Annotated in this window: 5 protein-coding genes; all 5 read left to right on the forward strand. The window is 70.6% G+C overall.

Annotation, left to right across the window (positions count from 1 at the left end; genetic code table 11):
- Positions 1-132: 132 nt before the first annotated feature.
- On the forward strand, positions 133-6,246 hold the full coding sequence (locus NH287_RS10265) for an Ig-like domain-containing protein (protein ID WP_374209379.1): 6,114 nt from the start codon (positions 133-135) through the stop codon (positions 6,244-6,246).
- A 33-nt stretch (positions 6,247-6,279) separates the two neighbouring features.
- Complete coding sequence (locus NH287_RS10270; RefSeq protein ID WP_064003569.1) at positions 6,280-7,251, forward strand: MoxR family ATPase; 972 nt, start codon at positions 6,280-6,282, stop codon at positions 7,249-7,251.
- A complete protein-coding gene (locus NH287_RS10275; protein WP_253035529.1) occupies positions 7,251-8,591 on the forward strand; it encodes a DUF58 domain-containing protein in 1,341 nt (446 codons plus the stop codon). Before NH287_RS10270 ends, NH287_RS10275 begins: the two co-directional genes overlap by 1 nt.
- Positions 8,588-10,900, forward strand: coding sequence for a transglutaminaseTgpA domain-containing protein (locus NH287_RS10280; protein ID WP_253035530.1), 2,313 nt, complete (start codon positions 8,588-8,590; stop codon positions 10,898-10,900). Before NH287_RS10275 ends, NH287_RS10280 begins: the two co-directional genes overlap by 4 nt.
- On the forward strand, positions 10,897-11,410 hold a 514-nt coding region (locus NH287_RS10285; protein ID WP_253035531.1), incomplete at its 3' end, for an RDD family protein. The genes NH287_RS10280 and NH287_RS10285, both read left to right, overlap by 4 nt.

The raw sequence follows: 11,410 nt of genomic DNA on the forward strand, positions 1-11,410 counted from the left end.
CCACGTCACGCGCTCGCCCGAAATTGGTCCCTCGCTTAGGCTTTACCGCGTCCACACGCCGTGTCGTCCGGTCCATCCATCGGGCGCGCACGGTCCTGCGAACTCGTCTGCCCGGGGGGAGTCAGAACGCTCATGAAGTCCTTCGCCTGGCTCCGTTCGCGGCCCCGCACGATGGCATCGATCGGTGCCGTGACCGCCGCCGTGGTGGCTGTCGGTGTGCTCGCACTGACCTATGAGGGTGAGCCGACGACCGAGGTCGAACTGAACGACGGCGGCGTCTGGCTGACGAAGCAGACGAGCCTGCTGGTCGGGCACTTCAACAACGAGTCGCGCCTCCTCGACGGCGGCCTCCGCACGCTGTCGCAGGAGTACGACATCCAGCAGGCGGGCAACCGCGTCCTGGTCACCGACCAGACCGAGAACACCGCGACCGCGATCGACCCGGCTCGTGTCGTGCTCTCCGACAAGGCCGACCTGCCGTCGAACGCCCAGGTCGTGTTGGGCGGCCCGACCGTCGCGACGATGGACGAGGGTGGAGCGCTGCGTGCCGCGCCGTTCACCTCGCTCGCCGCCGTCGGCAAGGAAGCCGGCGATCCGATCGCCGAGCTCGGCCGGGGCGCCGCGGTCACGGTCAGTACGGCCGGCCTCGTCTACGCCGTCTCCGCCGAGAAGGGTGTGCTGTACGCCTATGCGCCCGACGCGCAGGGCGTGTTCGTCCAGACCGCCGAGCGCGAGCTCGAGGGCATCGAGAAGAACGACGAGCTGGCGATCACGTCCATCGGCGGCGTGAGCGTCGTCCTCGACCGCACGTCCTCGACGCTCTACACGAGCGACGGGCTCGTGACCCAGGTTCCCGACGAGGCGATCCTGCAGCAGCCCTCGAACGTGACCGACACCGTCACGCTCGCGACTCCCACCCAGCTGGTGCGCGTCCCGCTCGCGGGCGGCGATCCGGTCACGACGGATGCCGGTGACGGCGGCGCTCCCGCGCAGCCGGTCTACGTCGCGGGGTGCGCGTACGGGGCCTGGTCGGGCTCCGGCTCCTTCGTCCGCGACTGCGTCGGCGACGAGGACGACCTCACCAAGACGGTCGAGGGGATCGACCGCTCGAGCCAGCTCCGCTTCCGCGTGAACCGCGACGTCGTGGTCCTCAACGACATCTTCGGCGGGTCCGCCTGGATGGCCAGCGACGCCCTCCAGCAGGTCGACAACTGGGAGGACCTCACGCCGCCCGAGGGCGAGGGTGAGGAAGAGGAGGAGACGACCGAGGAGACGATCCAGTCGACGCTCCCCGAGCGGACCGAGAAGAACACCCCTCCGGTCGCCGAGAACGACCGCTACGGTGTGCGCCCGGGCCGCACCACGGTGCTCCCCGTGCTCGAGAACGACCTCGACGCCGACGGCGATGTGCTCGTCGCGAAGGTCACAGGCGACCCGTCGATGGGCGAGATCACGCCCATCTACAACGGCACGGCTCTTCAGATCGCGCTGCCCGAGGATGCCGCGGGCACGACCTCGTTCCGGTACGAGGTGTCGGACGGTCGCGGCGGCAAGGACACGGCGCGTGTCGACCTCGAGGTCCGGCCGCTGAGCGAGAACTCGGCGCCCACGCAGAAGCGCAAGACCGCGATCACCGTCGAGCAGAGTGGTGTCGTGTCCTTCAACGTCCTCAGCGACTGGATCGACCCCGACGGCGACGACATCTTCCTGCTCGATGTCACCCCGGACGGCGGGGATGAGGCCGAGTTCACCTCCGACGGGCAGATCACCTACCGGGCGATCGGGGGCATGCAAGGGCGCAAGGACGTGCCCGTGGTCGTGTCCGACGGCAGTGACACCACCACGGGGGTGGCGAGGATCGACATCCGACCCCTCGGAACAACGATCCCCGTGACCAACGCGGACCACGTCGTGACGCGACCCGACCGTCCCGTCACGGTGCGACCGCTGACCAACGACACCAGTACCGGAAGCGAGCAGCTCCGGCTGACGCGCGTGGACGACGTCGACGGCGGAACGGTGACCCGTGATTATCCCGACAAGTCGTTCACGTTCGAGGCTCCGAACACCGGCACCTACTACGCCACGTACCTCGCCTCTGCGGGCGCGAACTCCGCTCCCGGCATCGTGCGCATCGACGTCCTTCCGGACGAGGATGCCGACGTCGCGCCGATTGCGGTGCGTGATGTCGCACTCCTCCCCGCAGGCGGCGATGTGCTCGTCAACGTGCTGGGCAACGACACGGACCCGGCCGGCGGCATCCTCGTGGTCCAGTCGGTCACCGTCGACGAGGACAGCGGAATCGCCGCGGCGGTGCTGGGACACGAGACGATCCGCGTCAGCGACCAGGCGTCCCTGGACAAGCAGGTGCGGCTGACCTACACCATCTCCAACGGATCGCAGTCCGCCACGGGCGAGGTCATCGTGATCCCGGTGCCCGCCCCCGAGAAACTACGCCCGCCGATCGCCGTCGACGACGAGGTCGTCGTCCGCGTCGGCGATGTCGTGACCATCCCCGTGATGGAGAACGACTTCCACCCGAACGGCGACGAGATCCACATCTCGCCCGAGCTCGTGCCGCCGCTCATCGATGAGGCCGACGGCGACCTCTTCGTCTCCGAGGACACTCTCCGCTTCCGCGCGGGTCCCGAGCCCAAGACGGTCAACGCGACCTACGAGGTCGAGGATTCGACGGGCCAGCGGGATGCCGGTTACGTCACCATCCGCATCCTCCCGCGTGACGACGACGCGAACGCCGCGCCGCGCCCCCGCGACGTGACGGTCCGCACCCTCAGCGGCTCGGGTGTGCAAGTGGCGATCGATCTCGACGGGATCGACGCCGATGGCGACTCGGTGGAGCTCGTCGGTCTCGCATCCTCTCCGAAGAAGGGCCGTGCGTCGGCCATCGACGCCGACTCGTTCACGTACACCGCATTCGAGGAGTCGGTCGGTGTCGACCGCTTCCAGTACCGCGTCCGTGACAACCTCGGTAAGGAGGCGACGGCGATCATCGAGGTCGGCATCGCGCCGGCCGAGTCGACAAATCAGGCGCCGTACGCCGTGCGCGACACCATCACGATGCGGCCCGGCCGCACCGTCGCCGTCGACGCGCTCCAGAACGACTCCGACCCTGACGGTGACAAGTTCGGATTCGCGGAGAATGCGGTGAAGGTCGCGGACGTCCCGGGACTGAGCGCGGAGGTGTCAGGACAACAGCTCCTCATCACGGCGCCCGACGAGCCGATGCAGACCAGCGTGCTGTACACGATCGCCGACGAACGCGGACTCCGCGCGAAAACCTCGGTGCAGATCACCGTCGACCCGGACGTGCCGTTGGCCCGGCCGATCGCTCGCGACGACCGGGTGCGGGCGGAGGACGTGGCCGAGGACGGTACCGTCGTCGTCGACGTGCTCGAGAACGACGACGACCCCGACGGCACCCGTTCGGCGCTGGAGGTCGCGCTCGGCGAGGGCGGAGAGAACACGCGTGTCCTCTCAGGCGGTCGGGTGAGTCTCTCCGTAGGTGACGAGCGTCAGCTCATCACCTACCTCGTGACGGACGAGGACGACCAGGTCGCCGCAGCCTTCATCCACGTCCCGGCACTCGCCGATCTTCCGCCGACGCTGATCTCGGCGGAGGGCGTCACCGTCAAGAGCGGCGAGACGATCGAGCTTCCGCTGTCGGACTTCGTCCGTGCGTCCGGGGGGCGCGACGTGGTCATCACGGAGACCGAGAAGGTGACTGCCGCACACAGCAACGGTGCGGGACTCGTCAAAGATGAGTCGACGCTCGTCTACACCTCGGCCGACCGCTACTTCGGAGCGGACGCGTTGACCTTCGAAGTCACCGACGGCAATGGACCCGATGACGCGGACGGCCGCAAGGCCACGCTCACCATCCCGATCACGGTGACCCCACCCGACAATGAGCCCCCGACCATGATCGGTGCGTCCGTCTCGGTTGCGCCGGGCGAGGACCCGGCCACGCTCGGTCTGCGGGAGCTCGTCACTGACCCCGATCCGGGCGACATGGACAACCTCACGTTCGCGCTCGCCTCCGACCCGCCGGCTGGTGTGAGCGCCTCGGTCGACGGTCAGTCGTTGCAGGTGTCCGCCCAGCCCGACGTCGCGAAGGGCACGCGCTTCTCGCTCACCGTCCGCGTGACCGACAACGAGACCGAGCCTGTGGAGGCCAACATCCAGGTGACGGTGACCGCGTCGACGCGCGAGCTGCCCTCGGTGAACGACGATGTCGTCCCGCAGGCCGACCAGGGCGAGACCGTGTCCCTCAACGTCCTCGAGAACGATGTCAATCCCTTCCCTGACGCACCGCTCGAGATCGTGAACACGCAGATCGAGACGGGTGAGGTGACCAGCGTCGATGTCTCGGGTGGCACGGTCCGAGTGACGACGGGCAGTGAATTCGTCGGCAACGTCGTCGTCCGCTACACGGTGCAGGACGCGACGCAGGATGCCGACCGCCGGGTCGACGGCCGGATCCGCATCACGGTACAGGGCCGTCCCGATGCGCCCGGCAGGCCGACGGTGACCGCCGTGGAGAGCCGTACGGTCGTCCTCAGCTGGACGCCGCCGGTCGACAACGGTCGCCGCATCGAGGGCTACACCGTCACGTCGACGGCGGGCGGTTACACCCGCGAGTGCCCGTCCACGACCTGCACGCTGGACGGCCTGACGAACAACGTCGAGTACAACTTCGTCGTGACCGCGACGAACAGTGTCGGTGAGTCCGATCCGTCGGTCCCGTCGGAGACTGCTCGCCCGGACGTGCGGCCCGACCAGCCGGCCCCGCCGACACTGACCTTCGGCGACCGTAGCCTCGACGTCGCGTGGAAGACGCCGCGCACCGAGGGTTCTCCGGTGGAGAGCTACACCCTCGAGATCTCGCCCGCGCCGCCGTCCGGCGTCGCCCAGAAGACGGGCCTCACGGGCACCACGCACCGCTGGGAGGGGCTGCAGAACGGCACCGAGTACCAGGTGCGGGTGCGCGCTCACAACCGTGCTCCGGAGCCATCGGACTTCTCTCAGTGGTCCGCCGGTGAGATCCCGGCCGCCCCTCCGTCGGCCTCGGGCGCTCCCACAGTGGCTCGCCTCGAGCCGGTGGGGAACCGCGCGCAGATGCGCGTGTCCTGGAACCGGCCCGCTGAGAACGGCGACGCGATCGGCGGGTACGAGCTCCGCGTGATCCGCGGCGGCAACGTCGTCGACACGATCGCCGTACCCGCCGGACAGACCAGCCAGGCGGTCGTCGTCGACACGTCGCAGTCCGACTACACCTACGACGTCCGTGCGCAGAACAAGGCGGGATGGGGCGATCGAAGCCCGCAGTCGGCGCCGCGCCGCGCCTTCACGCCGCCCGGCGCGCCGTCGAACGTCGTCGCGCGCGAGGGCGACAACCAGGTCGTCGTGCAGTGGGAGCCCGGCGCGTCCAACGGCGCAAACGCGAACGAGATCCAGTACCAGTACAGCGTGAACGGCAACGGCTGGCGGGCTGACTGGGTCGCCGGCGGCGGCTCGGGGACGTCGGGGACGATCGGCAACGGGGCGGTCAACAACAACGGTGCCTACACGATCCGGATCCGTGCGGTGGCCACCGCCGACGGCACGACGTACGAGGGGCCTGCCTCGGCGGCATCCAACCAGGTGCGGCCGTACGGCCAGATCGGCAAACCGACCGCGAGCGCGTCGACCATCGATGACGGCAGGACCATCAGGATGAGCTGGTCCTCGCCTGCCGCGAACGGTCGGCCCGTCACGACGGAGATCCGCACCGGCGACGGCAACGGGTGGCGCAAGGTCGCCGCTTCCGGCTCCGAGGACTACCGCGTGGACTACAGCACCACGCGCACCATCGAGGTCCGTACCAGTGCGGACGGAAGCAAGACCACGACGGCCCAGGCGAGTGCGCGCAGCGTGGATGCCCCGCCGCCACCTCAGCCTCGCGTATGGGTCACGCGAGGAGACCGCGCTCCACAGAGCTGCAACAACGGTTGCTACAAGTTTGTCGTCAACACCCGGGACTTCCCGGCGGGCCGATACAACGTCGCGTGCAAGTACAGCGGCGGCAGCGGCAACGTCAGCCCTAATGCCTTCGCCTACGACCTCCCCGCCAACGGCTCGAAGCAGATCGAGTGCTGGCTCGGCGCCGACGGCTACGACGTCTGGGTGGACATCCAGGGCTGGGGTGGTGCCGTTGACACGGAAAAGCAGTGGTGGCCGCGTGGATGAGTCGTTGAAGAATTTCGAGAGCAAGGACTACGAATGAGCATGACCCCCGAACAGGCGGCCTGGTTCCGCGACACGTTCACGCGTCTCGTCGACAACGTCGACCAGGCACTGATGGGTAAGCGCGAGGTCGTCGGCCTCGTCCTCGCGGCGATGCTCGCCGAGGGACACGTGCTCCTCGAGGACGCGCCCGGTACCGGCAAGACCAGCCTCGCGAAGGCGCTCGCCGCCAGCGTGCAGGGCACGTCCACCCGCATCCAGTTCACGCCCGACCTGCTGCCCTCCGACGTGACGGGTGTCACGATCTACGACCAGCAGAACCACAAGTTCGAGTTCCACAAGGGACCCGTCTTCGCGTCGATCGTGCTCGCGGACGAGATCAACCGCGCCTCGCCGAAGACCCAGTCGGCGCTCCTCGAGGTGATGGAGGAGTCGCGGGTCACCGTCGACGGTGTGCCGCACGAGGTCGGCCGCCCGTTCCTCGTCATCGCGACGCAGAACCCGATCGAGCAGGCGGGCACCTACAAGCTGCCCGAGGCGCAGCTCGACCGCTTCATGATCAAGACCTCGATCGGCTACCCGTCGCTCGCCGTCGCCGAGCGGATCCTCGCCGGCGAGGTCGACCGCAACCCCTCCGGCAAGCTGAGCCCCGTCATCACGACCAAGGCCGTCGCCGACATGGCCGACCTGGCGGCATCCGTCCACGTCGACCCGGCCGTCGCGCGGTACGCCGCCCAGCTCGTCGAGGCGACCCGCGAGTCGGATGCCACGAAGCTCGGCGTCTCGGTGCGCGGCGCGATCTCGATGATGCGGATCGCGCGCGTCGTCGCGGCATCCCAGGGACGTCACTACGTCATCCCCGACGACGTGAAGGCGCTCGCCGCACCGGTCTGGACCCACCGTCTCGTCCTCGACCCCGAGGCCGAGTTCGCCGGCACGACCTCGGAGTCGGTCATCGAGCGCGCGCTCGGCCAGGTCGAGGCACCCCTCGCGAGGGCGTCGGCCTGATGACGATGACGCCGGAGACGGTGGCCGCGGCGCCCGACGCGCCCGGCCCCTCCGGCGTGCCCGCAGACGCCCCGGACGAGACCACTGACGCGCCCCAGCTCGCCCCGCGTCAGGCGACGCGGTGGGAGAAGGTGCGGGAGGATGCCGGGGTGTGGGTGCGCCGCGCCGGGGCACGCATCACTGTCATCGCGGATGTGATCCAGGTCACCGGCTGGGTGGTCATCGCGGCCGCGATCGTCCTGTGGATCACCGCGTTCGCCCTCGGATGGCAGGAAGCGTTCGTCGCCGCGGTGGTGGCCACGATCCTCGCGCTGCTCTGCGCTGTCTTCCTCTTCGGCCGCACCGCCTACGACGTCGACCTCGACCTGACCCGCACCCGCGTCGTCGTCGGGGAGCGCGCCGTCGGCGCGCTGACCCTCGCGAACCGCACCTCGCGGTCGCTGCTCCCCTCGGAGGTCGTCCTGCCCGTCGGCGCCGGCCGCGGTCTGTTCCAGGTCCCGCGCCTGGCCGCGGGAGCAGAGCACGAGGAGCTCTTCGCCATCCCGACGACCGCCCGCGGCGTGCTCGCGGTCGGCCCCGTCAGCGTGCTCCGCGGCGACCCGTTGGGCCTGTTCGAACGAACCCACGATCGCCGGCAGGCCGTCGACCTGTTCGTCCACCCCCGCACGCTGCCGCTCGACGGCCTGTCGCTCGGCCAGATGCGCGACCTCGAGGGCCTGCCCGACCAGCACCTCGCGCGCGACGACGTGTCGTTCCACGCGCTGCGCGACTACCAGCCCGGCGACGACCTGCGCCACGTTCACTGGAAGTCGACGGCGCGCACCGGCACCCTGATGGTCCGCGAGTACGAGCAGACCCGGCGCTCCCACTTCGTCGTCGCCCTCTCCACCCACCCCGGCGAGTACCGCGACCCGGAGGAGTTCGAGACCGCGATCTCGGTCGCCGGCTCGATCGGCCTGCGCGCGCTGCGCGACTCCCGAACCCTCGACGTCCGCACCTCGGCGGGCAAGATCCGCGCCGAGACCGGACGCCGCTACCTCGACTCCCTCGCGGCCATCGAGCCCAGCAAGCCCCGCGAGGGCGGGATCGTCGCGCTCGCCGGCATCCTGGCCGCGCATTCCCCGGATGCTGCCGTGGCCGTCCTCATCTGCGGGTCCACGGTCGACGCGGGGCAGCTCCGGCTCGCCTGCTCGCGCGTGCCGTTCGGCGTGCGCACGCTCGCGATCATCGCCGACAGCCGCCTCGATGCCCCGGCCCTGCGCCGCGTGGGCGACGCGGACGTCGTGGCCCTGGGTGAGCTGGACCAGCTCCCGAACGCGATCCGCAAGGTCCTGTCGTGAACCGGCTGCGCTTCCTCCTGCTCCCCGGGTCGACGTGGCGTCGCCTCGTCGCCGACGTCGGCGCGGTCGTCCTCCTCCTCGCCGTCGGCATCGTCGGCTTCGCGGCGACGTTCGAGGGCGCGACCTACCTCGTCGCCGCCGTCGGCGCCCTCGTCGTCGGCATCGCCCTCGCGTGGGTCGGCGCGAGGTGGCGCTGGGGGGTGCTGACCCTCGCGGGTGCGACCGTCGCCGTGTACTTCCTGCTCGGCGGCGCGCTGGCCCTGCCCGCCACGGCGTTCCTCGGCGTCATCCCGACCCTCGAGACGTGGCGTCAGCTCGCGGTCGGCATCGTGACGGCGTGGAAGGACCTGCTGACCACGGTGCCCCCGGTCGCGTCCGACGACGGCCACCTGATCGTCCCGTTCCTCATGACGCTCGTGGCGTCGGTGCTGACCGCATCGCTCGCGCTGCGGCTGCGTCGGCCCGCGTGGGCGCTGATCCCGGCATCCGCCTTCATCGCCGGCGAGATCCTGCTCGGCACGGCGCAGACCGTCGCCCCGATCGTGCAGGGCGCCCTGTTCGTCATCGTCGCCGTCATCTGGTTGGCGCTGCGCACCCTGTGGAGCCCGGAGCGCACCGCGGTCGAGGCCGCGACCCCCGGGGCGGACGCCTCGCGTGCCGCACGCCTGCGCCGCCTCGTCTCGGGCGGGGTCGTCGTCGCCCTCGCGACCGGAGCGGGGGCGGCCGTCGCGGCGACCGCCGCCCCGCCCACGCAGCGCTACATCCTGCGCGACTTCGTCGTGCCGCCCTTCGACATCCACGACTACGCGAGCCCCCTGCAGTCGTGGCGCGGCTACGTCCGCGACTTCGAGAGCGAACCCCTGTTCACCGTGAGCGGCCTGCCTGAGGACGCTCGGGTTCGGCTTGCGACGATGGACGCCTACGACGGCATCGTCTACAACGTCGCCGAGGACGGCGCGGGCTCGTCGAGCGCCTTCACCCCCGTCCGGTCCAACATGTCGCCGCAGGCGAAGGGCGACGAATCGACCGTGCGCGTCGACATCGAGAACCTCGACGGCGTGTGGCTGCCGTCGGTCGGTTCCGCCCACGAGATCACCTTCGCCGGTGATCGGGCGAACGACCTGCGCCGCGGCGCGCACTTCAACGACGGCACCGGAACCGCCGTCGTCACCTCCGGGGTCCACTCCGGCGACCAGTACACGATCGACACGACCGTGCCTGTGGAGCCGACGGACGAGCAACTCGCCGACCAGCAGTTCGCCCCGCTGAAGATGCCGCGGCAGACCGGCATCCCCCGGTCCCTCAGCGAACTCGCCTCGGACGCCACGGAAGAAGCCGAGACCCCGATCGAGCGGGCGCGCGCGCTCGAGAGCTACCTGCAGAGCGAGGGCTACTTCAGCCACGGTCTGGCCGACGACGTCTACTCGCCCTCCGGTCACGGCGCCGCACGGATCACGATGCTCGTCTCGAACGAGCAGATGGTCGGCGACGACGAGCAGTACGCGGTCACGATGGCGCTCATGGCCCTGCAGCTCGGGATGCCCGCGCGGGTGGTCATGGGCTGGTACCCCGACGAGGGCGAGCAGGACGGGAGCGGGGTCTTCACCGCCACCGGCGACAACATGCACGCCTGGGTCGAGATCGCGTTCGAGGATGCCGGATGGGTGACCTTCGATCCGACCCCCGACGAGGACAACGAGCCGAGCCAGCAGAACACGAAGCCGCGCGCCAACCCGAAGCCGCAGGTCCTGCAGCCGCCGCCGCCCGCGCAGGAGCCGGCGGAGTTGCCGCCGGCGCTCGCCGAGGAGCGCGACCAGGACGAGGAGGATCCCCCGGGGCTCGACTGGCTCGGACCGGTGCTCCTGTGGACCGGGATCGGTCTCGGCACCCTCCTGCTCCTCCTCTCGCCGTTCCTCGTGATCGGCGGAGTGAAGGCCGCCCGCCGCACCCGCCGCCTGCGCGCCGAGCGCACCGCCGACCGGGTGTCGGGCGGGTGGGATGAGCTCGTCGACCGCGCCGTGGACTACCGAGTCGCGGTGCCGCCGGGGTCCACGCGCGCCGAGAGCGCCCGCGCCGTGGGGGAGACCTTCGACGGTCCCCGCGTCGCGACCCTCGCCCAGCGCGCCGACGCCGAGGTGTACGGCCCCGGCGACCCCACGCCGGAGGACGTCGACGCGTTCTGGCGCGAGGTCGACGAGATCGTCGCGGGCATGGCGGGCGGTGCCACGTTCTGGCAGCGGCTGCGCGCCCGCCTGAGTCTGCGGTCGCTGCGACGGGGTGGGATCCGGCGAACGGTGCGACGGCCATGACCGCCCGCGTGCCCGCGACGATGCGCCACCGCATCCTCGCCGTCGTCATCGACTCCGCGATCGCGGCCGCCGTGAACGGGGTCGCCGTCGGCATCGTGGTCGCCCTGTCGATGGTGACCGCGGTCCCGATCCTCTGGCTGCTGCCCGTGCTCGCCGTCGTCAGCACGGCCTGGTTCCTCGTTTACACCGCGATGCAGGGCGGTCGCGGCTCCCTCGGCATGCGCTTCACGGGGGTACGGTTGGCCCACGCCTCCGACGACGCCGAACTCGGATTCGGGCGCGCGCTCGGTCGCAACCTCCTCTGGGGCCTCACGGCGAGCGTCGTCGTCGGGTTCTTCTCGCCGCTGTTCGACTCCTCGCGCTGGCGGCGAGGGTGGCACGACCTCGCCTCGGGCGCGGTCGTCGACGTGGCACCCGCCCCGCGCCCGTCGGCCCCCGTCGAGCAGTCCCCGGCGGACGTGCGGCTCGCGCCACTCCCGGCGCCCGATCCCGCTCCGGCGGTGCTCGCGG

This window comes from Microbacterium sp. CnD16-F, assembly GCF_024124465.1.
GTDB classification, from domain to species: domain Bacteria; phylum Actinomycetota; class Actinomycetes; order Actinomycetales; family Microbacteriaceae; genus Microbacterium; species Microbacterium gawkjiense.

Excerpts from the sequence above, each read along its gene's own strand:
- NH287_RS10265 (WP_374209379.1), top strand. The coding sequence starts at position 133 with ATGAAGTCCTTCGCCTGGCTCCGTTCGCGGCCCCGCACGATGGCATCG.
- NH287_RS10270 (WP_064003569.1), top strand. The coding sequence starts at position 6,280 with ATGAGCATGACCCCCGAACAGGCGGCCTGGTTCCGCGACACGTTCACG.
- NH287_RS10275 (WP_253035529.1), top strand. The coding sequence starts at position 7,251 with ATGACGATGACGCCGGAGACGGTGGCCGCGGCGCCCGACGCGCCCGGC.